We start from the raw sequence: 22,220 nt of genomic DNA on the forward strand, positions 1-22,220 counted from the left end.
TCATGAGCGACGACCTGAAGGATGCACCACTGGGACAGACCAGTGCCTACATCACCGAGTACGACCCGTCACTGCTTTTTCCCATCGCGCGCAGTGTCAACCGGGCGTCGCTGGATCTTGATGAGGATGATCTTCCCTTTGAAGGGGAGGATGAATGGCAGGCCTTTGAACTGTCCTGGCTGACGCCGACCGGCAAGCCGGTAGTGGCCATCGCACGCTTTCGGGTGCCTGCCAGTTCGACGCATCTGATCGAGTCCAAGTCCTGGAAGCTCTATCTCAACAGCTTCAATCAGACCCGGTTTGCCTCTTCTGTCGAGGTGCGCCGGGTGCTCAGGCAGGACCTGTCACGCGTGGTGGATGCCGAGGTGGAGGTCACGCTGTTTGGCGTGGATGATATGGCACTGGCCCCCGGGCGCCTGCCAGGTCTTTGTCTGGATGATCTTGAGGTCGAGGTGGATACCTATCAGCCCGACCCCGAGCTGATTATCACCGACAACGAAATCGTTGAAGAAACCGTGCACTCGCACCTGCTGAAGTCCAACTGCCCGGTCACGGGTCAGCCCGACTGGGGCAGCGTGCTGATTCGCTATCGCGGCCCGGCGCTCGATCATCATGCCCTGCTGGCCTACATCATCTCCTTTCGCGAGCATCAGGAGTTTCACGAGCATTGCGTCGAGCGCATGTTCATGGACATTCTGCGTGAGGCCGAGCCGGATCAGTTGCTGGTCATGGCACGTTATGTACGCCGGGGCGGGCTGGACATCAGCCCATGGCGAGCGCTGCCGGGTGAGACGCCCATCAAGACACTGCGCCTGATGCGCCAGTAAGGCAGGAGAGCATAATGGACGCCATGGCATTACTGCTGGATCGTGAGTCGCACGGCAAGCTGGAGGGGCCGGCCCCCACGCCCGAGCAAATGGAACTGATCTATCGCGCCGCCCTGCGCGCGCCGGATCACGGTGAGCTGCGTCCCTGGCGCTTTATCGAATACACCGGCGCCGGGCGTGAGGCACTCGGGGCGATGTTTGCGTGCGCCGAGCAGGTCGATAACCCGGAGGTCAGTGATAAAACGCTCGAGAAAGCGTGCAGCAAGCCCTTGCGTGCTCCTGTGGTGATTGCTGTCATCGCGGCGGTAAGGCAGGATCACAAGGTGCCGCGTATCGAGCAGGTCATCTCGGCCGGTTGTGCAGCTCACGCCATGCTTTACGCCGCGCATGCCCAGGGGCTTGGCGCCATGTGGCGTACCGGCGGTTTTGCGCACCATCACAGTGTGCATCAGGCAATGGGGCTTGAGGGTGAGGATGAGCTTGTGGGTTTTCTCTATCTGGGGCATTGCGCCGGTGGAGACCGGATGCCCAGGCCGCTCGACCCTCGCGATTTTGTCGAGCGTATCGAGGCTTAAGGCTTGCAATTATCAGGCCGTCATGTCAGGATGTGCGCCGTTCTCGCAGACAAGTCTGCGCGGATGACAATGCGGAGAGGTGTCCGAGTGGTCGAAGGAGCACGCCTGGAAAGTGTGTAAGCCGCAAGGCTTCGAGGGTTCGAATCCCTCCCTCTCCGCCACGCATTCAGAATCAGCCGGCTCTTGTAGCCGGCTTTTTCATGTCTAAAAAATGACATGAGGCAATAGGCGCGGTCTGGCTTATGCTGAAGGGCAGGGCACCCTGAGCAACAGCCTTTTCATGCCATCGCTTCAAAACATTAAAGGGGAACCAGGCCAATGCCTGGTTCCCCTTTAATGTTTTGGGTAGATAGTCACTCGACATCAATGATCCAGAAAATCGACCTGTCCGGCAGCGCGTTTCCGATCCATCCTTGAGACAGCAAACCACTCAGGAGAGACCATGCGCTATTTTTTCAATTACCAGTATCTTCCCAAAGGTGCCGAGCAACCGATAGATACCGGCGACGCCGTTCAGATTACTGATGAACAGACTGCCAAGCCACCGACCCTGCCGGCCGTGGGCGATAACGTGCGTATCAACCACGTCGGTGTAGAGGAAAAGAGCTTTGCCGGTCGGGTGAAAAGCCGCCTGTTTGAATACCATGTGAGTGATGAGCAATCGGATCTTCATCGCTGCATGATCAATATCGTGGTGGAAGAGATCGACGAGGACTGGGGGAAACTGATCAAGTAATAGGGAAAGGACAGGACTCAAGGGCGCCTGGCGATTCGCTGGGCGCTCTTGTCATGAGTTGACGCCTGCTTCGTTTCTTGCGCGCCAGCGATTGACGTCGACCACCCGCCACCCGCCAATCCTGCCGGACAGAAGGTCATCAGCGGCGCCAATGGACTTTGCAAGGCTGAGTTCTAGGATGGCGGTTTCCAGCATGTCGATATCGAGGTCGGCAGCTCAATTTCGGTGTAGATGGCTTGCAGGGAAATATTTTAACAACAATCTGGATGGTAACGCTTTGTGTCATCTTGACGTGTATCAAGTATAGCTAAAGCAAATGCTGGATACTGCAAATGGGCAGGATGCCTGGACGGTCACGGAATACCTTCTGCACAGGGATGTGCCTGTTTTTGAAAAAGTTTATTCAGCGCTTGGGGCAGGGCTTTTTCGATTTACTCCAGACATAAAAAAAGACCGGTTGCGAGGGTGCGTGACCGGCCTGAAAATATCGTCGTGGTTATTCACCCGCAACGTTGATCTATTGTTACACAAATTATGTCTTTTGGTAACAAAAGTTTAGTTAAGAAAGCGTGCTTTCTCGTTCATGGTGGACTTTCATACTGTCACATCGTGCTCGTATCAGGCATGGCCATGATAAAGATCGTGGCGCGCACGCTTTTGCCTGTTCAAAAGCCTGTCCTGAATGGCCATGCGCATCCGATTCACCAGCTGCTCCTGAAAGAGCACGCACACCACCACAACGCCTGCCAGAAAAAACGGGTACATCCACAGTTCCCGCGTTTGTTCGCCTGCCAGCTGGATCAATGACGATATAGAAACGGGCGCCTGAGTGGTGAATATTTCAATGGAGGCCTGTACCAGTTTTTCAATCTTCGAAGAAACCATGTTAAGCGGCGTATGCAGGGCGAAAATGGACAGCGAGGCCACGCCCAGGCGTGTTGCCAGTCTTGCCTGCGCCGTATTGCTGTCGGGTTGAAACCAGGCACACATCAATACCAGCAGCAGCTGGGAAGGCAGCAGCAGACCGTTATGCAGCAGGTAATACCAGCTGCCTCGAACTTCAGCATGAATCCATGCACTGAAGGCAAAGCATCCCAGGATAAAGCCGATACAGGCAAGCGTACCGCGTGCGCTGAAAAGCGTCGCCATCAGTGACTTGTGGCGCAAATAAACCTGATGCAGGACGACGCCGGCGAGAAATTCGGGCAGGCGGAAAAGTGGGTTACGGTGCATAAGACCGTGCGCAACGACATTGTCATTGGTGCCTGTCAAAAACATGTATAACGCCGGCAGGGCGTAGATGAGGCCAATGGCAACGAGGGCCAGCAGGGGGCGACGAATGCGTGCCAGCGCAGGGCCGATAAAGGGAAACACCAGATAAAAGAAGAACAGGGCCGATAGTGACCAGGTCGCAAAATTAAAGGTGGTGTAAAAGGGGCTCCAGGCATGCAGCAGGCTGACATGCAGCAAAAGGTTACTCAAAAAGCCGCTTGTACCCAGTGCGTGGGAGGCCATGCTGCCGCCTTCCGCCCAGTCGTTGGTATTGGGGGTGACCGTAATCTGGGTAATGCCGCCTGCATTGATGACCACCAGTGGCAGCACAATGATCAGGGCAAGAATATGGATAGGGTAAAGTGAGGCAAAGCGCTTGATCCAGAAACGCTTGTAATCAAGATGGCGTCCCTGGTCCCTGCCGATATACACATGCGCCAGCAGAAACCCGGAAAGGATAAAGAAGGTGCTTGTGGAGTAAAAGCCCAGACTCATGCTGCTGTATATCCACTGTACTGCCTTGATATCGCCATACTCCTTGAGGGTATGGAAAAGCACCAGGTAAATCGCCAGTGCAAATCGCAACCAGTCCAGAGCAACAAACTTTTCCCGGTGCATGGTATTTCCACTCCCTGTTGGACTTGTCATGACAGGCATGTCCGCTAAACGTTGCATAATGATTCTTTAAGTCACTATTCGTAACCTTGACAGCTTTACGGTAATGGATAGCCTGCCTCATATAAATGCCGGCTCTGTGCCATGTTGCGCGCCCGTATGTGCGCCTTAAGGCTCATATAAAAGCCTGAGCACATCGGCATAGCTGAAAAGGATGTATAGTTTTTAACTATCAACTCGCGGCAGGTATAAGCCGGTGGCAAGAGGCAGAAAACCGGCTCCTTTGTTAAACTCTTGATCACGATATTGACGTTGTTGGGCCTGGCGGCCTGACTGGCAACGAGACGGGAGCGCGATAGTGAAACTAGGAATTGTTGGTCTTGGCAGAATGGGCGGCAATATTACGCGTCGCCTGATGGACGCCGGTCACGAATGCGCCGTGTTCGATACCAGTGATGAGGCAAGAGAAGCGCTTGAAAAGGACGGCGCCGACAGCGCAGATTCCCTGAAGGCTTTGGTGGAAAGGCTTCCCGCGCCGCGTAATATCTGGCTGATGTTGCCGGCAGGCGAGATTACCGAGTCCACCATCAGCAAGCTGTCGGAACAGCTTGAGCCGGGCGATACCCTGATCGAGGGCGGTAATGCCTTTTTCAAGGACGATGTCCGTCGCGCTCGCGAGCTTGCCGAGAAGGACCTGCATTACGTTGATGTCGGCGTTTCTGGCGGCGTATGGGGCCGTGAACGTGGCTATTGCCTGATGATTGGTGGCGAGAAGGACATTGTCGAGCGTCTGGACCCCATTTTCGCAACGCTTGCGCCCGGCACCGGCGATATCGAAAAGACCCCGGGTCGTGAAGGCGAGCGTTTTGATGGCCGCGCCGAACAGGGGTATCTGCACTGTGGTCCGGTCGGTTCCGGCCACTTCGTCAAGATGGTTCACAACGGCATCGAGTACGGCATGATGCAGGCCTATGCCGAAGGGTTTGATATTCTCAAGAATCGTAATCTTGAGACGCTTCCTGAAGGCGAGCGCTATGATCTTGATCTGGCAGACATTGCTGAACTGTGGCGCCGTGGCAGCGTGATCTCCTCCTGGCTGCTGGATCTTACCTCGATCGCCCTGTCCGAAGATCATGATCTCGAACAGTACAGCGGCCAGGTCAACGATTCGGGTGAGGGGCGCTGGACGATCGAGGCGGCCATTGAAGAGGCTGTCCCTGCCAACGTATTGACCAGTGCGCTCTTTACGCGTTTTCGTTCGCGCAGCGATAATACCTACGGTGAAAAACTGCTGTCCGCTATGCGTCAGCAGTTTGGCGGGCATGTGGAAACGCCCATGTCGCCAACCGAATAAGCCTTTAACGTATTAAATGAACAGGGGCCGCTTTTGCGGCCCCTTTCTCTTTTGTCCGAAACAGGCCCCAGGGCATCCGATGGAGACATGAAAAGCGAATGAGTCATTGGGATGTAGTGATCATTGGTGCCGGTGCCGCAGGCATGATGTGCGCCCTGCAGGCCGGCTATCGCGGCAGGAGTGTTCTGCTGCTGGATCACGTCAAACGCCCCGGCAAGAAGATCCTGATGTCAGGTGGCGGGCGATGCAACTTCACCAACATGGCAACGGCCCCCGGCCATTTTTTCTCGAATAATCCGCATTTCACCATTTCTGCCCTCAAGCGCTATACGCCTGGCGATTTCGTGGAAATGGTCGAACGTCATGGTATTGAGCCGATCGAAAAGGCACCGGGACAGCTTTTTTGTGCCGATTCCAGTCAGCCGATCGTGGACATGCTGTTGACCGAATGCCAGTGGGCCGGCGTAGAGCTCAGGCTGTCGACGTCAATTGAGCGCGTGGATGTTCAGGACGAAGGCGTTGTGCTGTCGACCTCAAGTGGACAGGTACTGGCAGACAAGCTGGTCATCGCGACCGGTGGGCTCTCGATTCCAACCCTGGGGGCGACCGGTTTTGCCTATGACATTGCCCGTCAATACGGCCTTGAGGTCATCAAGCCTCGTCCGGCGCTGGTGCCGCTGACGCTTGATATGCCATGGAAAGAGCGCATGGCGGCGCTGTCGGGTGTCTCTGCCCCAACCATCGTACGATGTGGTGAAGGGACTTATCGCGATGCCACGCTCCTGACACATCGCGGCCTTTCAGGACCGGCCATATTGCAGGCATCGAGTCACTGGCAGGGCGGTCAGGAGGTTCACATCAACTGGCTGCCGGACGTGGGTGATCTGTTTGCCACGCTTAAAGGCGTACGTCAGGACGCGTCCAGAAAAACGCCGGGTGGCTGGCTGAGTGAGCATCTGCCCAAAAGGCTGGCGCAGGCGCTGGAAGAGTGGCTGGGGCTTTCCGGTAGCATGGCAGACTACAGCAACCAGAAACTTGAAACGCTTGCCCGACAGATCTCGGATTTCACTATCAAACCGGCCGGCACGGAAGGGTGGCGTACGGCAGAGGTCACCATTGGCGGCATTGACACCCGCGCCATTTCTTCAAAGAGTTTTGCTGTTCAGGGCTGGCCGCGCCTGCATTTCATTGGAGAAGCGCTTGATGTGACGGGTCAGCTGGGCGGGTTCAATTTTCAGTGGGCCTGGGCTTCGGGATATGCCTGCGCGCAGGCACTCTAAGAGTGCGGTACCTGCGCTCAGGAAAAGGCTGCTGTGACGTCATGAGCATGACTAGCGGCCGATCATCTTTTTGGCACGGCGCGCCATTGTATAGACAACGATGGAGCGCTTGAACAACCGGCCGACTCGGCCCTTGTTGCGTGACAGCATGGTCACCAGAAGGCCCGAGCCCAGAAGGATCGGACCCTTGTAGCGAGAAATCTGCTGCCATCCATGATCGATCGGGGCAGTCGCTTCATTCCAGTCACGTATGGCGCTTGTGATCTGAAGGCGCTCCTGCATGATGCGCTGTTCAAAGCGATGGCGCCGAGCGGCCAGTTCAGCTTTCTTCATGGCGTTCTCCCACACGAGTGTGGTCGATGCGCGTCTGATCCAGCAGTTCCTTGTCTTCGCTAAAGCGCGCAAGCGTTGAGCGCAAAAGACTTGGTTCACGCGAAATGGAGCGCACGCGTAGCGCCACCAGAAGACCCGAGACGATCAGTACGCCGGCAGCGATGCCAATGGCCAGCAGGCGATGATCCTGCCAGAAGGCCACGATGATCAGAAGCATCAACATGCCGATGCCGAAGGCAAACAGCATCAGGGCAATGCCCGAGAGCAACAGCAGCGAAAAGAGCCTTGCGCGTTCTTCCTGAAGCTCGATAACAGCGAGACGCAAGCGCGTCTCGCCGGTATCCAGAAGATTTCGTAGAAGACGCCGCGCGGCCAGGATAACGCGTTCGGCAGGGCCGCTACCGGAAGACATCAGCTGCGACCGAGAATCAGGCCTACCACGACACCCAGCGCCGCACCATAGCCGACACTTTTCCAGGGATTGCTGCGTACGTACTGATCAGCACATTCCATGCTGTCCTGTGCCTGATGACGAACACGCTCGCCGCTGGCAGACAGGCGCTGGCGGGTTTCTACAAGTTTGGCTTCTGCGCGTTCACGAAGACGCGCCACGTTTTCACGGGAGTCATCGGCAGTCGCATGCATCAACTCCTCGATCGTGCTGGAGAGCTGACGCAGATCCTCGCGCAGCTGCTCCTGGCTTTCGTGTTCATTACCCCTGATAGGCTTCATGGCCATGCGATGTCCCTCCGTTGACAATAAAATTGCCTACTCATCATAGCAGCCTGGGCGGCGGCATCAATGTAAAGACATCGCAGGTTAGACAATGGCCTTAAATGGTGTCCGGAATGCCCAGAAATGACGTGTTGAGTGAAAAGCCCAGACCGATGCGCCGATTGTAATGATTATAGTCGATCAGGCTTTCTCCATAGCCTTCGTAGTACTGCACAAAGCCACGGATCTTGCCATGCAGTGGGAACGAGTAATCGATCTGATTGCCGTAATTGCCCTTGGCCGGGTTGCCGCGGGCAAGCCAGCTGACTTCATGCTGGTTGCTGAAGAGATAACTCGTCGTGATGTCGGCATAGCCCACGTAGTTTTCGATATCCGGGTTATCATCGTCATTTTCGGATTCCGGAATACGCCAGAAAGGCGCCACGGACAAGGTCCAGTTACCCGTTTGCCAGATGCTGTCGACATAAATACGGTTCCAGCTGCGGGACAGCGGATCTGAGCGGCCGTTGGACTGATGCACAAAACCCACGCGATTGGCCGTATTGGTCCAGCCGCCCAGCACGGTGCTGTTGTCGAAACTCATGAAAAGTTCCGGCTCATAATTGGTTTCGCGAAAGGGCGAGGAGGCATCACCATTGAAGGCCTGCCACCAGGAGCGCTGCGTGTAGGCAAAATACAGATCGCCGTTATCGCCGAAGACGTCATCAAGCAGGCCGACCTTGACGCTGAACTGAAACTTGACTTCGCCGCGATCGATATCGCTGTCTTCGGTGATTTCCCTGAATGCCCTTTCATTTGGACGCGTGTTGTAGGTATACGGCATCAAATAGTTGCGCTTGTAGACCGTGATGGCGACCGGGTTCATTGTCGCCTGGCGCTCAAGCGCCTCCCTGTCCCGATCCCGTTGCATGGCAAGGGTATCGGTATCGTTTTCTGCGGCACCGGCCAGCCCGCTGCCTGTCATGAGCCCCAGTAGAAGGGACTTTACTACCAGACGTTGAACATGATGAGTCATAAAGATCCATTCCAGAGATGACAGGCGTCGTGATGAGATTATCATGGCGCCCTGAGTTCGACATGCCCAAGGGTGGGGCAGGCGCTGTCGGGATGACCGTCATTATCGGCCGTCCCGGGCAGCGTTTTAGTTATTTCCTGGTAGATCGATATTATGTCTGCACAGGAAGTTCTAATCCAGAGATGTTCATTCATGTGGGGTATGGCCAGCGTGGTAAAACCTGTCAGGGCCTCGAGATATCGGGGCATACTGTTTTTAACGATTTTAATGCTATGTCTGACGGCACCCTGGGCGCTGGCCGATGAGCAGGACATTCCGTCTCGTCAATCCATCGACGAACAGATAAAAAAGCTTGAGGGCGGTGACGCCCAGAGCGCTGCCGGCCAGCAGACGCTCGAGACGCTGAACAAGACGCGAGAGGCACTGGGTGCGCTGGAGAGCACGCAGCAGGAACAGGCCGCGCTTGAGGACAGGGTCAATCAGGCTGACCGTCAGCGGCGACAGTATCAAAATCAGCTGCAGGGGCTGGAAAGTGATCGCGCGCTGAATAGTGAGGCGCTGGGCAAGAGTTCGCTCGAGCAGCTGGAGCAGCGCCTTGGGAGCACCATTGAGGATCTCAAGCGCCAGCAGGATCAGCTCAGCGAGGTCTCGCGGGCCCTGATCAGCGCTCAGACCCTGCCGGAACGGGTACAGGCCACCATCAGTGATGCTCGTCATGAGCAGCAACAGCTCAGCGATTCGCTGGAGTCCAACGATGGCAGTGCTCCGAGCAGCGAACGACGCCAGTTGGTCAATGCGCGCATGGCGCTGCTGGACGCCCGCATCGAGCTGGGAGAGCGTCAGCTGGCCAACAGTACGATACTGCGTGACGTCAATCAGGTGCATCGAGAGCTTCTGGCGCGCCAGATCGATATCAACCAGAACACGCTGCTGGTGCTACAGGAAGCGATTAACCAGAAGCGCCGCGATGCCTCGGAGCAGGCCATCGCCGAGGCGGCTCATATTGGTGATAACGACCGCATCAGCAACCCGGTGGTGGATGAGGCCCGTGCGCAGAACCAGGCGCTGGCCCAGGAGCTTTTACGCACCACTGATCGCGCCAATACCATGATTCGCGATGTCATCAACACCCGTGCCCGGCTTGAGCAGGTGCGTCAGGTCGAACGCACGCTCAATGAGCAGATCGAGGCCCTGCGTGGCAGTCTTTTGCTGTCGCGCGTGCTGCGTCAGCAGCGTGGATCGCTGCCCGATGTTCAGAATCAGAACAGTCTTCAGGAAGAGATCGGCGATCTACGGCTTCGTCAGTTTGATATCGGGCAGCTGCGTCAGGCGCTGGCCAATCCTTCAAATTATATCGAAAGCCAGCTTGAAGGTGAGGAACCGCTGACACCCCAGGCGCGTCAGGTGCTATTGCAGACGCTGGAGATGCGTCGTGACCTGCTCGATCAGCTGGATCGGGAGTATGGCAACCTGTTGAGCCGGGCCATTGATGTCCAGCTCAATCAGCAGCAGCTGGTCGATATCAGTCATTCGGTGCGCGACACCATCGAAGAGCAGCTGTTCTGGGTCGCCAACGGACAGCCGCTGGGACTGTCATGGCTCAAGGATCTGCCGAAGCGTCTCGGCAATCAGCTGTTGGGCGGCCAGTGGTTTCAGACACTGAGTTCGCTGTGGATCATGCCGTCTGCACATGCGCTGCTGGCAGTGCCGCTACTGATCGTTGCCGGGTTAATGGCCTTTTTCCGCCGTCGCATCAAGGCCTATCTGCTGGAGCTGCACAACCAGATCGGCCGCCTCAAGCGGGATACGCAGCTGCATACGCCACGGGCCATCGTGCTCAATCTCATCTTGTCCTCAACGCCGCCCCTGATCCTTTTGACGGCCGGTGTCGCCCTATGGCTGGGCGGCGAAGGGTTTTCCGTCTCGCTAGGACGAGCACTTTTGCAGCTGGCGCTTGCCGTGCAGGTGTTTGGCCTGATTCGGCGTCTGCTGGTGCCGGATGGGGTAGCAACCCGCCATTTTCACTGGCCGGCGTCCTACGTTGACCAGCTAAGACGCAATATCTTCTGGCTGGGCTGCAGTGTGGCGCCGGTGGTCATGGTGGCCAGCATTGCCGAGCAGGCCGATGGCCGACTGGCCGAGCAGCCGCTGGCCCTTCTGATTATGCTGGTGGGGCTGGTGGGCATGAGCGTTTTCATGCTGCGCCTGATTCTTGCCCATGTGCCGTGGATGGGCGTGCGTCTTTTCCGGCTGCTGCTGGGGGTGACACTTTCCATGGTGCCATTGGCCCTGATCGGCATGATTCTTTTTGGCTATGAATACACGGCGCTGCGCCTGTGTGGCCGCTTTATCCTGACGCTTTATATTCTGGCGCTGTGGCTTCTGGTCGAGGCCAGTGTGGTCCGGGGGCTGGCGGTGGCGGCCCGGCGGCTGGCCTACCGGCGCGCGGTTGCTCGTCGTCGCGCTCAGGGCCGTGACAGTGCTGCTGAAAGCGGTGTAGAGCTTGTCGATGAGCCGCCGCTGGACATGGAGCAGGTCAACCAGCAGTCGCTGCGCCTGTCCAAGCTGATTCTGTTTTTGATCTTTATCAGCGTGCTGTATCTGGTCTGGGCTGATCTCTTGGGCGTGCTGTCCTATCTGGATAACGTCAGCATCGGTCAAATCAGCGAAAGCGATGCAGCCGGTGGTAATGTCAATGTGGTGACGCTGGCCGATGTGATGACGGCCCTGATCATTGTCGGGCTGATGGTGATCATGGCGCGCAACCTGCCGGGGCTTTTGGAGGTCATGGTGCTCTCCCGGCTCAACCTCAAGCAGGGCAGTGCCTATGCGGTTACCTCGCTTTTGTCCTACACCATTGTCGGCAGCGGAATCGTGGCGGCACTGGGGACGCTGGGCGTCACCTGGGACAAGCTGCAGTGGCTGGTGGCGGCGCTGTCGGTCGGGCTTGGTTTTGGCCTGCAGGAAATCTTTGCCAACTTCATTTCGGGTCTGATCATCCTGTTCGAGCGCCCGATCCGTATCGGCGACACCATTACGCTGGGCAATCTTCATGGCACGGTCAGCCGGATTCGGATTCGCGCCACGACGGTGACGGATTTTGATCGCAAGGAGATCATCATCCCCAACAAGACCTTCGTGACCGATCAGCTGATCAACTGGTCGCTGACCGACAACATCACGCGCGTGGTGCTGACCTTCGGCGTGGCGCACGGCACTGATCTCGATCTTGCACACAGGATCCTGCGGCGTATTGCCGATGAACATCCCAAGGTGCTGACCGACCCCGAGCCGCAGGTGTTCTGCATGGCATACAGTCAGAGCGCCTTCAATTTCGAGCTGCGGGTGTTTGTCAACGAGCTGGTGGACCGGCTGGTGGTGACTGATGAGATCAATCGTCGGGTGGATGCCGAGTTCCGCACCAATGAGCTGCGTGTGGCCTTTCAGCAAATGGATGTCTGGCTGCACAACGAAAAGGGCGACAGGCGTCTGGTGCAGAAGCGGGCCACACGGGATGGTCGCCCGTCACCTCATGCCAGCAGTGCGCACGATGGTGACCCGGGCGATGCCTCGCCCGGCGAGCTGACCTGACAGGTCAACAAGCGTTGCGGGTGGCATGCATTAAAAACTCCCGGTTGCCGTCTCCTCCGGTAATCGGGCTGTCGCCCCAGTAGTGCAGAGTAAAACCTGTCTGCTGACAGCAGGTGCGTAGACGCGCTTCGACCTGCTCGTAGTGGCGTGCATCGCGCACGATGCCGCCACTGCCGATCTGCTCGGGGGAGAGCTCGAACTGTGGCTTGACCAGGCTGAGCAGGTGCGCACCGGCCGGCAGCAGCCTGGCCAGTTCGGGTATGATCAGCGTCTGGGAAATGAACGACACGTCCATGACCGCCCCCGCCAGCCCGTCGGGGGCCAGCGCCATGATCTGCTCGACAGGCAGGTGGCGTGCATTGACGCCTTCCATGCAGTGCACCCGCTCATCGTCGCGCAACAGTGAGTCCAGCTGATCGTGACCGACTTCGATGCCGATCACGCGCGCGGCGCCATGATGAAGCAGGCAGTCGGTAAATCCCCCCGTCGACTGGCCCACGTCCAGCAGGGTCAGCCCTTCTGGTGCCATGCCGGTGGCTTCGAGCAAGGCTTCAAGCTTGAGCCCGGCCCGGGAGACGTAGCGCTCCTCGGGGTCCTCCACGACATGAAACTCACTCTCTTCGGGCAGCTTCTCGCCGGGCCGGGTCAGGGTACGCGGCTGCCCTGCCTGGATCAGCTGTACCCGGCCGTGGCGAATCAGGCGCTGGGCGCGCGTGCGTGAACGTACCAGTGCCTGGGCGACCAGAAGCTGATCGACACGTACCATCCTGCTCATGTTCATGTCCTGCGGTGCAAGGGGGTGATGGCCCGCCGCCAATGTCCGGGCCCTTGATAAACGCTATTCTACCTCGCCTGTGTCGGCATGCGAGCCGGCAGGATCATGAGGCGTAAAGATCATCTGCCAGCGATGTAGCAGTGCCTCCCGTTTGAGCGGGTCAATCAGCGCCAGAAGCCCCGGCACCAGTTGAATGGGCTCCAGTGAGGTAGCGGCAGGCGTGGCGTTGTCATCGGTCGGCAGCGGACTGCCCAGCGGCGTTCGGGTGGTCATGATCTGCTGGCCCTCACTTGAGGTGATAAAGGCCAGAAAGCGTCGGGCCATGTCGGGATGCGGCGCCGTTTTCGGAATCAGGGCCAGTCTTTGCAGGGCCAGGGCGTAATCATCAGGGACCTGCAGAACCAGCTCGGGATGGCTCTGAACGGCGCGGCGGGCGTAGGAGCCCATCAGGTTATAGCCGATCAGATAGCGACCCTCGATCAGCCCCTTGAGCATCGCGGCGGTGGAATCCACCAGCTGAGTGTCGGCCTTGCCCATGGCCTCGAAAAGCGTCCAGGCCTCCGTGGAGCGCGCCACATCCTGCGCCACGGCCATAAAGCCGGTCGGGCTTCGAGCCGGGTCGTACGTCACGATGCGCCCGGTCAGCGCGTTGCGATGGTGATTCAAAAACGTCAACAGGCTGGCGTGATCCACTGGCGGCGGGCCCATGTCAGCCAGTTCCCGACGATAAACCATGACCAGCGGCTCATGGGTCAGCCCGATGAGCTCGTCGCGCCAGCGGGCGCTGTCCGGCCAGACAGGGTTGACCACACCATCGCCCAGCGACTGGGCCAGGCCTGCGTTGGCCAGCTGGTACTGCTGCGCCATGGCCGAGGACATCAAAAGATCGACGTCGCGTGGTACCCCCTCGGGTTTCCGGCGTTCGCCACGTGAGGCATCGCGGTAGTCCAGCGTGATCTGCGGGTAGCGCTGGTGAAACGCTTCGAGCACCGGACGCAGAACATCGGCCTCTACAACGCCCTGAATGTTGAGCCTCTCGCTGCCCTTGCCCTGACACCGCATATGGCCCGGTGACGATGCGCAGCGCTCATCGGCGCTGGCGGTCACCACGGGTATCAGCAGTATCACGGACACCATGATCAACGCCGTGCGGTACAGGGTCCTGAGGGCATTCGGCATCAGCAGGCAGTCTCGGGCAGATGTAGACCAATCATGAAATCACCATTGGCCGCGTGTCTCATGATCATGTGACCGTCATGGGTCCGGGCCACCCCGTCGGCAATGGCCAGCCCCAGGCCGCTGCCGGGCCCCTGCTCCTGATCACGGTAAAACGGACGCAGGACCTCCGCCCGGGCGCTGGCATGGATGCCCGGGCCGTCGTCTTCGACATAAAGCACGCGGTCGGTGGCATCGATGCCCACGGTCACCCGGCTGCGGGCGTAGCGCAGGGCATTGTCGATCAGATTGCTCAGCGCTTCTTCAAGCTGCCAGTCATCGCCCTGGACGGTCAGCGCCGGGCAGTGCTCGGCAAGACCCAGATCAATGCCGGCGCGGTCGGCGGCGGGCAGAAAACGTATCAGCGTCTCCCGGGCGAGTGTCTCCAGTGATACCGGTTGTCGCGTCAAGGGCGCCTGCGGGGAGTCAAGGCGTGTCAGTGACAGCAGCTGCTCGGCCAGGCGGGTAGCGCGTCGGGTGCCACCCTGTATTTCCTGCAGGGCCTGCTGCCAGTGGGCCGTGTCACTGCTTCGAAGGGCCAGCTCTGCGCTGGCGGCGATACCGGCCAGAGGCGTGCGCAACTGATGGGAAGCGTCACCGATAAAGCGCTGCTCGTGAATGCGCACCTGTCGCTGGCGGGCCAGAAGGGCGTTCAGCGCCTCAAGCAGCTCCTGAAGCTCGCGCGGCACGCTCATGTCGATCGGCGAAAGATCGTGCGCCGAGCGGGCCTTTAATTTCGTACGCAGATGCGCCAGGGGATTCAGGGCCAGACGCAGGGTCATCAATAGCCCTGCCAGCGCCAGCACTACGATGCCCGCCAGGCGCAGGCTGCTGTCGCGAAACAGTGCCAGGGTCATGGCCCGACGCGCTTCCAGTGTATGTGCCACCAGCAGAGTATAGGGTTCGCGGTGATGCCAGGCGGTCAGGCGAGCGCCCAGCGCCCCGACGCGCAGTGACAGGCCATTGAGGTTGGCCGAAACGGTGCGGAAGGTGCCGGGTGTCGGCAGGGGCGACATCAGCGCGTTGAGATCGGCATTGCCACTGACAGCGTGTCCCTTATGGTCAACCAGCGTATAAAAAACCCGCTCATCGCCCTGAGGGGCCAGCATGTTGAGTGCCGAGGCGGGCACATCAAACCAGAGTCGGCCATCGCGCCAGCTGACATGATCGCTCATGACCTGGGCGGCTGATGACAGCAAACGATCATGGACACGATCGGCGCTGCGCTGCGCACTGTACCAGGACTGGAGCAGCAGCAGGACACAGGTCAGCAGTAACAGCACGGTGAGCCCGCCCAGAAGGCGCCGATGAAGACTGGCAGCAGGGGACACGGTCTAGTTCAACTCCAGACGATAGCCCATGCCACGTACGGTGCGAATGCGGACATCGCTGCCCTCCAGGCGTCGACGCAGCCGATGAATATAGACCTCAAGGGCATTGTCTCCCGGCAGATCATCGCCGCCGAAGGCTTCGAGCATGAGATCCGCGCGGCTGATGATCTGTTCACCGTGGCGCAGCAGACAGGCGAGCAGGTGCTGTTCGCGGGAGGGAAGTGCCATGGCAGTCTTGTTCAGCTCCAGCCGCTGGGTCGGCACGTGTAGCATGAGCTGACCCAGCGCCAGGGTGTCAGGGGCCGTCGGCCGTGCACGGCGCAAAAGGGCACGTACGCGTGCCTCGAACTCACTGAGCGAGAAGGGCTTGGTCAGGTAGTCATCAGCACCCAGATCCAGACCGGCCACGCGGTCCTCAACCGAGGCGCGGGCGGTCAGAATCAGCACCGGGGTCAGGCGATCATGTCCACGCAGGGTGGTGAGTACCTCAAGGCCGCTGCGATAGGGCAGGTTGAGATCCAGAATCACCAGATCAAGCCTTCGGGGAGTTATGAGGTAGTCGCAGGCGTGATCACCGCGCGTCATGACGTCTACCTGATCATCATGCTCACGCAGCAGGGTTTCAAGAGTCTGTGCCAGCAGCACATCATCTTCGATGAGCAGTAGCGCCATGAAGGCTCCGCAGCGACCGAACGCAAAAGAAGAGGGGAGTCTACCCTGGGCGGGTGGCGTATCACGACTGTTGTGATCGTTTGCTGGCATCCGTGATCGTTTGCCGGCATCGCTTGCGATGGTGGGAACCGTGCTGTTAAGATGCGCGCTCGGTTGATCAGGGGCTGGCCAGTGGCCGGCAAATATCATGCCCTGACCTCCGGTGATGGTGACCCTTGATGGTCCTCTCGCAACGCGATATCGCGAACCCCGCCAGGCCCGGAAGGGAGCAACGGTAGTGATGGATGCGTGTGCCGGGATGTGGCTGTTGAGGGTCGCCACCCTTCTCTGCAATGACCTCCTCCTGTATTGATTTTCGATTCGACCTTCGAGCCGACACTCTTTTGCTGTCTGCCTGTTTCTGCGTGTTCGAACCTTTGCCCTGCCGCCACGCGGCAACAATGACACCGGCCCCTGGCAGGGATTGATTGGCGCGTGTACGTCCAGCCGATAGAATGGTCGGCCTATCCATCGGATCGACGACCCTTGCGTGCGTCGACACTTCACCGCTTTGATTACAGGCTATCGCGCTGCATGAGCTATCAGGTACTGGCCCGCAAATGGCGGCCGCGCACATTTCATGAGCTGATAGGACAGGAGCATGTCAGTCGTGCGCTGGTCAATGCGCTTGATCAGGGGCGGCTGCATCATGCCTATCTGTTTACCGGGACGCGTGGGGTGGGCAAGACCACGCTGGCCCGCATTCTGGCCAAGTGCCTGAACTGTGAAACCGGCGTCACGTCACGCCCATGCGGTCAGTGCCGAACGTGTCAGGACATCGATCAGGGTCGCTTTGTCGATCTGATCGAGGTGGACGCCGCCTCTCGTACCCGCGTTGAAGATACCCGCGAGCTGCTTGATAACGTGCAGTACGCGCCCACCCAAGGACGTTACAAGGTGTACCTCATTGATGAGGTGCACATGCTGTCGACCCACAGTTTCAATGCGCTTTTGAAGACGCTGGAAGAGCCACCACCGCACGTACGCTTTCTGCTGGCGACCACCGATCCGCAGAAGCTGCCCATTACGGTGCTGTCGCGCTGTTTGCAGTTTGCCCTCAAGCGCATGACGCCCGAGCGCATCGTCGACCATCTTGGCCATGTGCTCACTCAGGAACAGACCGCCTTTGATACCGCAGCGCTCTGGCTGCTGGGCCGTGCCGCCGATGGCTCGATGCGCGATGCCATGTCGCTGACCGATCAGGCCATTGCCTTTGGTCATGGTGAAGTGCGTGAACACGATGTCATCGCGATGCTCGGCACGCTGGATCATCGCCAGATTCTGGCGCTGGCCGAATCGCTGGCCGGAGGCGATGCCGCTGACGTGCTGGCAAGAGTGGCGCATCTGGCCGAGCAGGGTCCCGACTTTGCGGGTGTGTTGGATGCCCTGTGTGGCGTCTTTCACCGGCTGGCCATCGCGCAAATGGTGCCGGCGGCACTGGACAATGCCCAGGGGGATCGCGAGGCGCTGGTCGCACTGGCTGCGCACTTCACGCCCGAAGACGTGCAGCTTTACTATCAGATTGCGCTGAACGGCCGCGGTGACATGGACAATGCTCCGGAGCAGCGAACGGCGCTGGAGATGACGCTGCTGCGCATGCTGGCCTTCCGCCCGCAGGGCGCCCCAGCTCCGGATCACAAGCCGCTGCCGATACGCGGTAACGTGTCGACGCCGACGCCTTCGACGGATACCGCCGCGGCCCACCAGGAGGGCCCGCAGGAAACCCCTGCCGATGAGCCATCTGAATCGGACGACCCGGCGGCGCAGGCGCTCGCCCCCGAGCCTCCGATGTCGCCCCCGACAGCGCCGGTTGAGGTGGCTGCGCCCGAGACCTCTCATGTTGAATTTTCAGCGTCGGCTTCCGCGCCGGTTCCCGCGCCGCCCTGGAATGACGATGACGCGGCGGCCTCGCTGGCCGACGCTGCAGAGAGCGCCGCCTATGGCGAGGCGTTTCATGAGGAGGTCGGGGAGGATGTGCCCGCTGATCATCCTCAGCCGGGCGTCACGCCTGAGGTGCCCGAGGTGTCGGATACCCATCAGGCCCTGTTTGGGGCGGCACCCGCTCAGGCACCGCCGGTAGAACCGGGCAGTGAGGTCCTGGTCGATGACGATGAGCAGGACGCCCCGCTTGATGAGTACATGAACGAAGCGGTCGGCGATTATGCCGCAGGTCAGGCTCAGGCACTGGCGGCGATGGTTGAAGGGCTTTCCGATGAACCCTCCCTGGATGAGCCGGAGGCGCCGAAAGACGATGAAACGTCAAACGCCGAGGTCGGCCACCATGCCCTCCCGGTCAAGGCAGATCATACGCCGATCGACAACGCGGGCTGGCTTGAACTCTTTCCCGGGCTCGGGCTTTCAGGCATGACCGCCAATCTGGTGGCCAACTGCATTGTGCGCCATGATGATGGTCAGCATCTCGGGATGTGGTTGCACCACTCCCAGAGCGCCATGAATGCCGAAGTACATCGGGAGCGTCTTGAAAAGGCCCTGGCCGCGCGCGGTCTGTCGCGCCGGGTCAGTATTGAGGTGGGCGAGATAGATGAACAGATCGAAACGCCTGCCCGCCGCCGTGCAAGGCTTGAAAAGGCGCGATTGCAGCGTGCCATTGAAGCCTTGCGTGATGACCCGCATATTCAGTCTCTACAGGAAGTATTCGGCGCCCGTCTGCTGGAGCGCAGCGTGACCTCGTTCGAGCGGGATGATGCTGGTAACAGCTGACCATGGCGATCGACAACAGTTTGATTTAACGACTCTTGAGGGAAGCAATCATGATGAAGGGTGGCATGGGCAACCTGATGAAGCAGGCTCAGGAAATGCAGGACAAGATGCAAAAGGTGCAGGAAGAAATTGCCGACACCGAAGTGCATGGCGAAGCCGGTGCCGGCATGGTCAAGGTGACCATGAACGGTCGGCACGATGTCACCTCGATCGATCTTGATCCGGCCATCATGCAGGAAGACAAGGAATTTCTTGAAGACCTGCTCGCAGCGGCCATCAATGACGCCGTGCGCAAGGTAGAAGTGAACTCGCGCACCAAAATGGAAGAAGCCACTCAGGGGCTTAATCTGCCGCCTGGCTTCAAGATGCCGTTCTAGGATACGCGCACTTCATGGCGACATTTTCACCGCTGATTGACCGTTTGCTTGAAACGCTGCGTGTGTTGCCGGGCGTTGGTCCCCGCACGGCGCAGCGCATGGCCTTTCACCTGCTGGAGCGTGACCGCGAGGGCGGGCGGCGACTGGCACAGGTGCTGGGTGAGGCACTCGAGAAGGTGGGTTACTGCGAGCAATGCCGTAATCTGACAGAAAGCCGGCTGTGCAGCATCTGCGAGGATACGCGGCGCGACGATCACGCCCTGTGTGTGGTGGAGTCTCCGGCGGATCTGCTGGCCATCGAAGAGGCCGGCGGCTTTCGCGGACGCTACTTCGTGCTGCATGGCCATCTCTCGCCCATTGATGGCGTTGGCCCGGAGGATCTGGGGCTGGATCAACTGGAAGCGCTGGTGCACCAGCAGCAAATAGAAGAGCTGATTCTTGCCACCAATCCCACCGTGGAAGGCGAGGCGACCGCGCACTACATTGCCGAACAGCTTCGAGCGCTAGGCGTGCGCTGCTCGCGCCTGGCTTACGGCGTGCCCATGGGCGGCGAGCTTGAGTATGTCGATGGCGGCACACTGTCGCGTGCGTTCATGGGGCGCCTGCCCTTTGGCGAGCCGGGGCAGTAGATCAGTGTTGTGGCGGGTGGCCGCTGAAGGCTGAACGTTACGGATGCGACAGGCCGCCCTGCGGCCTGTTTTATTTTATTCCCTGTCGGCCCGAAGGTCGGCAGGCGGCTGTAGACAAAATGACCATGCCCACTGATGTAACCTGGCACTTTATCGATACCGAAGAGGCGCTCGAGCGCGCCTGCACCGATCTGGCAACCCGTGAGGTGATCGGGGTAGACACCGAGTTCATGCGCGAAACCACCTTCTATCCGGTGCCTGCACTGATTCAGCTGGGTGATGCCGAGGTCGTCTATCTGATCGACCCGACCGTGATCGCGCCTACCAAGTCGCTGCGCACGCTGCTGGGAGATGAAGGGCCGCTGAAGATACTGCACGCCTGCAGTGAAGACATGGAGATCTTCACGCTCTGGGTGGGGGATGTGCCGTCACCGCTGGTGGACACCCAGATGGCCCACGCTCTGCTGGGCACGGAGAATTCCATCAGCTATCAACGGCTGGTGGATCACTGGGAGCAACAGCATGTGCCCAAGGGGGAGACCCGCTCCAACTGGCTGCAGCGTCCGCTGAGTGAAGAGCAGTGTCGCTATGCCGCGCTGGATGTGGTGTGGCTGGCATCGATCTGGCAGCGCCAGCAGGCACGTCTTCGCGAGCAGGACCGCCTTGAATGGCTGCTCGAGGACTGTCATGCCCTCGTTGAGGCCGCAAGAGGCCCGCGCGATGATGCGCGCTGGTATCTGCGTCATCGCAACGCCTGGCGACTGGAACCACGACAGCTGGCAGCCTTTCAGCGATTGTGTGTCTGGCGCGAACGTGCCGTGCGTGAGCGCAACCTGCCGCGCAACTGGCTGGCCAGTGATGCCATGCTCATGGAAATGGCCGCGGCGCTGCCGAGCAATCGCTATGAGCTGTCCCGGGTCGATGGCATCAAGCCCGCCCTGATCAAGCGCGAAGGCGATACGCTTCTGGCACTGATCGAAGAGGCGGTACGACTGGAGGCGTCCGGCTTGCCCGCGCCCCTGCCTTCGCCGGTCAGCGATGCGTACAAAAAACGCATGAAGGCGTTAAAGGCCGCGGTCAATGAGCGCGCTGCGGCGCTGTCATTGCCTTCCGAGGTCCTTGTGACGCGTCGCGAGCTCGAGCGCTGGATCAGTGCCGATCTTCAGCGCACCGACTGGCCTTTACTGAGCGGCTGGCGCGGCGATGTTCTTAACGATGCTCTGGTGTCGGCCCTGTCAGGGGATGCTCGTGCCCGCGCTTCGGCCCCTGATGCGCCCTGAAGCGGCCCTGTATTGGCGGAGATCCTAATGACCCCGACACCGTTACTGTGTCAGATTTATAAAAGTCCGCGTCAGGAAGAGATGTTTCTTTACGTGGATCGCACGCGTGGACTCGACGTGGTGCCTCAGGCGCTGTTGGAAGGCTTCGGCCCCCCGCAATCCATCATGATGATGATCATGACGCCGGAGCGGACGCTGGCGCGTGTGGATACTGCCCGGGTCATCGAGGCGCTGAAGGAGAAGGGGTATTACCTGCAGATGCCGCCCGGTGGCGATGCGCGAACGCGTGATCAGGCCTTTGACGTGAGCGGCGGTGCTGATGACCAGAGCGCTTGAAAGACGTGTCGGGAGGCAATATGCGTGAGCGTTTTTGGGAACGATTTCCGCTGGAAGCACTGACGCCCGTCGAATGGGAGGCCATCTGTGATGGTTGCGGTCAGTGCTGTCTGGTTCGGCTGGAGGATGAGGAAAACCAGGAAATCGTGACCCTGTCGGTGGCCTGTCGACTCTTTGATACCACCGCCTGTCGCTGCAGTGATTACGAGCATCGCTTTAACAAGGTGTCCGATTGTCTTCAGCTGACGCCGGAGCGGGCTCGCGCGTTTCACTGGCTGCCCGACACCTGCGGCTATCGACGTCTGGCACAGTCAAAGCCGCTGCCCAAATGGCATCCGCTGATCAGTGGTGATCCGCAGGGGGCTCGCCGCGCCGGTGTCAGCATGCATGGCATGGCTGTCAGTGAAGCGAAGGTGCCTGAACGGGACTATGAGGATTACATCATTGCCGTGATACCCTGCCAGTCATGATGGCGCCTGACGGATTCCAGGCATTTGATGTCAATCAATAAA

At 59.3% G+C, this 22,220-nt stretch carries 22 protein-coding genes, 1 tRNA gene and 1 other RNA gene; 14 read left to right on the top strand and 10 right to left on the bottom strand.

Annotated features, from left to right (window positions below):
• The first annotated feature begins 2 nt into the window (after positions 1–2).
• From queF to KSP9073_RS12880, 4 genes are all read left to right on the top strand, one after another.
• Complete coding sequence (queF, locus tag KSP9073_RS12865) at positions 3–827, top strand: NADPH-dependent 7-cyano-7-deazaguanine reductase QueF (protein ID WP_108843330.1); 825 nt, start codon at positions 3–5, stop codon at positions 825–827.
• A 14-nt stretch (positions 828–841) separates the two neighbouring features.
• Entirely contained in the window at positions 842–1,402 is a 561-nt protein-coding gene (locus KSP9073_RS12870; protein ID WP_108843331.1) for a nitroreductase family protein, read from the top strand.
• A gap of 73 nt (positions 1,403–1,475) precedes the next feature.
• Positions 1,476–1,563: transfer RNA gene (locus KSP9073_RS12875), tRNA-Ser, on the top strand.
• A 281-nt stretch (positions 1,564–1,844) separates the two neighbouring features.
• On the top strand, positions 1,845–2,138 hold the full coding sequence (locus tag KSP9073_RS12880; protein WP_108843332.1) for a hypothetical protein: 294 nt from the start codon (positions 1,845–1,847) through the stop codon (positions 2,136–2,138).
• A gap of 51 nt (positions 2,139–2,189) precedes the next feature.
• Here the strand turns inward: KSP9073_RS12880 and KSP9073_RS17635 are convergent, their stop codons facing one another.
• A complete protein-coding gene (locus tag KSP9073_RS17635; protein ID WP_165814251.1) occupies positions 2,190–2,333 on the bottom strand; it encodes a hypothetical protein in 144 nt (47 codons plus the stop codon).
• A gap of 423 nt (positions 2,334–2,756) precedes the next feature.
• Complete coding sequence (locus KSP9073_RS12885; protein WP_165814252.1) at positions 2,757–4,028, bottom strand: acyltransferase family protein; 1,272 nt, start codon at positions 4,026–4,028, stop codon at positions 2,757–2,759.
• Between the two features lie 355 nt (positions 4,029–4,383).
• Here KSP9073_RS12885 and gnd point away from each other — a divergent pair, with 355 nt between their 5' ends.
• Positions 4,384–5,379: a phosphogluconate dehydrogenase (NAD(+)-dependent, decarboxylating) gene (gnd, locus tag KSP9073_RS12890; RefSeq protein ID WP_108843334.1), complete on the top strand. Its 996-nt coding sequence runs from the start codon at positions 4,384–4,386 to the stop codon at positions 5,377–5,379.
• Positions 5,380–5,477: 98 nt separating this feature from the next.
• On the top strand, positions 5,478–6,659 hold the full coding sequence (locus KSP9073_RS12895; protein WP_108843335.1) for a BaiN/RdsA family NAD(P)/FAD-dependent oxidoreductase: 1,182 nt from the start codon (positions 5,478–5,480) through the stop codon (positions 6,657–6,659).
• Positions 6,660–6,710: 51 nt separating this feature from the next.
• Here KSP9073_RS12895 and KSP9073_RS12900 read toward each other — a convergent pair whose 3' ends face one another.
• From KSP9073_RS12900 to KSP9073_RS12915, 4 genes are all read right to left on the bottom strand, one after another.
• The gene (locus KSP9073_RS12900; RefSeq protein ID WP_108843336.1) at positions 6,711–6,992 is read right to left on the bottom strand and encodes a YqjK-like family protein; all 282 of its coding nucleotides are present in this window, start codon (positions 6,990–6,992) and stop codon (positions 6,711–6,713) included.
• Positions 6,979–7,404, bottom strand: a complete 426-nt coding sequence (locus KSP9073_RS12905) for a phage holin family protein (RefSeq protein ID WP_108843337.1) — start codon at positions 7,402–7,404, stop codon at positions 6,979–6,981. The genes KSP9073_RS12900 and KSP9073_RS12905 overlap by 14 nt, the downstream gene beginning before the upstream one ends.
• Complete coding sequence (locus KSP9073_RS12910) at positions 7,404–7,730, bottom strand: ElaB/YgaM/YqjD family protein (protein WP_086901261.1); 327 nt, start codon at positions 7,728–7,730, stop codon at positions 7,404–7,406. Before KSP9073_RS12910 ends, KSP9073_RS12905 begins: the two co-directional genes overlap by 1 nt.
• 94 nt (positions 7,731–7,824) lie before the next feature.
• Positions 7,825–8,742 carry a phospholipase A gene (locus KSP9073_RS12915; protein ID WP_108843338.1) on the bottom strand — a complete coding sequence of 306 codons (918 nt, stop codon included), beginning with the start codon at positions 8,740–8,742 and terminating at the stop codon, positions 7,825–7,827.
• Between the two features lie 201 nt (positions 8,743–8,943).
• On the opposite strand from KSP9073_RS12915, the gene mscK reads away from it, so the two are divergent.
• On the top strand, positions 8,944–12,333 hold the full coding sequence (mscK, locus tag KSP9073_RS12920) for a mechanosensitive channel MscK (protein ID WP_279310075.1): 3,390 nt from the start codon (positions 8,944–8,946) through the stop codon (positions 12,331–12,333).
• A 4-nt stretch (positions 12,334–12,337) separates the two neighbouring features.
• Here mscK and KSP9073_RS12925 read toward each other — a convergent pair whose 3' ends face one another.
• From KSP9073_RS12925 to KSP9073_RS12940, 4 genes are all read right to left on the bottom strand, one after another.
• Positions 12,338–13,099: a TlyA family RNA methyltransferase gene (locus tag KSP9073_RS12925; protein ID WP_108843340.1), complete on the bottom strand. Its 762-nt coding sequence runs from the start codon at positions 13,097–13,099 to the stop codon at positions 12,338–12,340.
• 72 nt (positions 13,100–13,171) lie between these two features.
• The gene (locus tag KSP9073_RS12930) at positions 13,172–14,245 is read right to left on the bottom strand and encodes an ABC transporter substrate-binding protein (RefSeq protein ID WP_165814253.1); all 1,074 of its coding nucleotides are present in this window, start codon (positions 14,243–14,245) and stop codon (positions 13,172–13,174) included.
• A 41-nt stretch (positions 14,246–14,286) separates the two neighbouring features.
• A complete protein-coding gene (locus KSP9073_RS12935) occupies positions 14,287–15,654 on the bottom strand; it encodes a sensor histidine kinase (RefSeq protein ID WP_108843342.1) in 1,368 nt (455 codons plus the stop codon).
• A gap of 3 nt (positions 15,655–15,657) precedes the next feature.
• The gene (locus tag KSP9073_RS12940) at positions 15,658–16,326 is read right to left on the bottom strand and encodes a response regulator transcription factor (protein ID WP_108843343.1); all 669 of its coding nucleotides are present in this window, start codon (positions 16,324–16,326) and stop codon (positions 15,658–15,660) included.
• A 216-nt stretch (positions 16,327–16,542) separates the two neighbouring features.
• Between KSP9073_RS12940 and ffs the strand changes: the two genes are divergently transcribed.
• The 7 genes from ffs (at position 16,543) to KSP9073_RS12975 (ending at position 22,178) form a co-directional block, all read left to right on the top strand.
• Positions 16,543–16,639, top strand: an RNA gene (ffs, locus tag KSP9073_RS12945) — signal recognition particle sRNA small type.
• 260 nt (positions 16,640–16,899) lie between these two features.
• Positions 16,900–19,086 carry a DNA polymerase III subunit gamma/tau gene (gene dnaX, locus KSP9073_RS12950; protein WP_108843344.1) on the top strand — a complete coding sequence of 729 codons (2,187 nt, stop codon included), beginning with the start codon at positions 16,900–16,902 and terminating at the stop codon, positions 19,084–19,086.
• A 50-nt stretch (positions 19,087–19,136) separates the two neighbouring features.
• Positions 19,137–19,463, top strand: a complete 327-nt coding sequence (locus KSP9073_RS12955) for a YbaB/EbfC family nucleoid-associated protein (protein ID WP_108843345.1) — start codon at positions 19,137–19,139, stop codon at positions 19,461–19,463.
• Positions 19,464–19,477: 14 nt separating this feature from the next.
• Positions 19,478–20,092 carry a recombination mediator RecR gene (gene recR / locus KSP9073_RS12960; RefSeq protein ID WP_108843346.1) on the top strand — a complete coding sequence of 205 codons (615 nt, stop codon included), beginning with the start codon at positions 19,478–19,480 and terminating at the stop codon, positions 20,090–20,092.
• A 125-nt stretch (positions 20,093–20,217) separates the two neighbouring features.
• Positions 20,218–21,372, top strand: coding sequence for a ribonuclease D (rnd, locus tag KSP9073_RS12965; RefSeq protein WP_243409237.1), 1,155 nt, complete (start codon positions 20,218–20,220; stop codon positions 21,370–21,372).
• 27 nt (positions 21,373–21,399) lie between these two features.
• Entirely contained in the window at positions 21,400–21,708 is a 309-nt protein-coding gene (locus KSP9073_RS12970) for a YcgL domain-containing protein (protein ID WP_108843348.1), read from the top strand.
• 20 nt (positions 21,709–21,728) lie between these two features.
• Entirely contained in the window at positions 21,729–22,178 is a 450-nt protein-coding gene (locus KSP9073_RS12975; RefSeq protein WP_108843349.1) for a YcgN family cysteine cluster protein, read from the top strand.
• Positions 22,179–22,220 lie beyond the last annotated feature (42 nt).

The sequence above is a fragment of the Kushneria phyllosphaerae genome (assembly GCF_900312995.1).
GTDB lineage: Bacteria > Pseudomonadota > Gammaproteobacteria > Pseudomonadales > Halomonadaceae > Kushneria > Kushneria phyllosphaerae.

Bases quoted from the DNA above. Each gene is read 5' to 3' on its own strand.
- queF (WP_108843330.1), top strand. From the start codon at position 3: ATGAGCGACGACCTGAAGGATGCACCACTGGGACAGACCAGTGCCTAC.
- KSP9073_RS12970 (WP_108843348.1), top strand. From the start codon at position 21,400: ATGACCCCGACACCGTTACTGTGTCAGATTTATAAAAGTCCGCGTCAG.
- KSP9073_RS12975 (WP_108843349.1), top strand. From the start codon at position 21,729: ATGCGTGAGCGTTTTTGGGAACGATTTCCGCTGGAAGCACTGACGCCC.
- KSP9073_RS12955 (WP_108843345.1), top strand. From the start codon at position 19,137: ATGATGAAGGGTGGCATGGGCAACCTGATGAAGCAGGCTCAGGAAATG.
- mscK (WP_279310075.1), top strand. From the start codon at position 8,944: ATGGCCAGCGTGGTAAAACCTGTCAGGGCCTCGAGATATCGGGGCATA.
- rnd (WP_243409237.1), top strand. From the start codon at position 20,218: ATGCCCACTGATGTAACCTGGCACTTTATCGATACCGAAGAGGCGCTC.
- KSP9073_RS12895 (WP_108843335.1), top strand. From the start codon at position 5,478: ATGAGTCATTGGGATGTAGTGATCATTGGTGCCGGTGCCGCAGGCATG.
- KSP9073_RS12930 (WP_165814253.1), bottom strand. From the start codon at position 14,245: ATGGTGTCCGTGATACTGCTGATACCCGTGGTGACCGCCAGCGCCGAT.
- KSP9073_RS17635 (WP_165814251.1), bottom strand. From the start codon at position 2,333: ATGCTGGAAACCGCCATCCTAGAACTCAGCCTTGCAAAGTCCATTGGC.
- KSP9073_RS12910 (WP_086901261.1), bottom strand. From the start codon at position 7,730: ATGGCCATGAAGCCTATCAGGGGTAATGAACACGAAAGCCAGGAGCAG.
- KSP9073_RS12870 (WP_108843331.1), top strand. From the start codon at position 842: ATGGACGCCATGGCATTACTGCTGGATCGTGAGTCGCACGGCAAGCTG.
- KSP9073_RS12915 (WP_108843338.1), bottom strand. From the start codon at position 8,742: ATGACTCATCATGTTCAACGTCTGGTAGTAAAGTCCCTTCTACTGGGG.
- dnaX (WP_108843344.1), top strand. From the start codon at position 16,900: ATGAGCTATCAGGTACTGGCCCGCAAATGGCGGCCGCGCACATTTCAT.
- KSP9073_RS12885 (WP_165814252.1), bottom strand. From the start codon at position 4,028: ATGCACCGGGAAAAGTTTGTTGCTCTGGACTGGTTGCGATTTGCACTG.
- KSP9073_RS12880 (WP_108843332.1), top strand. From the start codon at position 1,845: ATGCGCTATTTTTTCAATTACCAGTATCTTCCCAAAGGTGCCGAGCAA.
- KSP9073_RS12940 (WP_108843343.1), bottom strand. From the start codon at position 16,326: ATGGCGCTACTGCTCATCGAAGATGATGTGCTGCTGGCACAGACTCTT.
- KSP9073_RS12905 (WP_108843337.1), bottom strand. From the start codon at position 7,404: ATGTCTTCCGGTAGCGGCCCTGCCGAACGCGTTATCCTGGCCGCGCGG.
- KSP9073_RS12900 (WP_108843336.1), bottom strand. From the start codon at position 6,992: ATGAAGAAAGCTGAACTGGCCGCTCGGCGCCATCGCTTTGAACAGCGC.
- KSP9073_RS12925 (WP_108843340.1), bottom strand. From the start codon at position 13,099: ATGGTACGTGTCGATCAGCTTCTGGTCGCCCAGGCACTGGTACGTTCA.
- recR (WP_108843346.1), top strand. From the start codon at position 19,478: ATGGCGACATTTTCACCGCTGATTGACCGTTTGCTTGAAACGCTGCGT.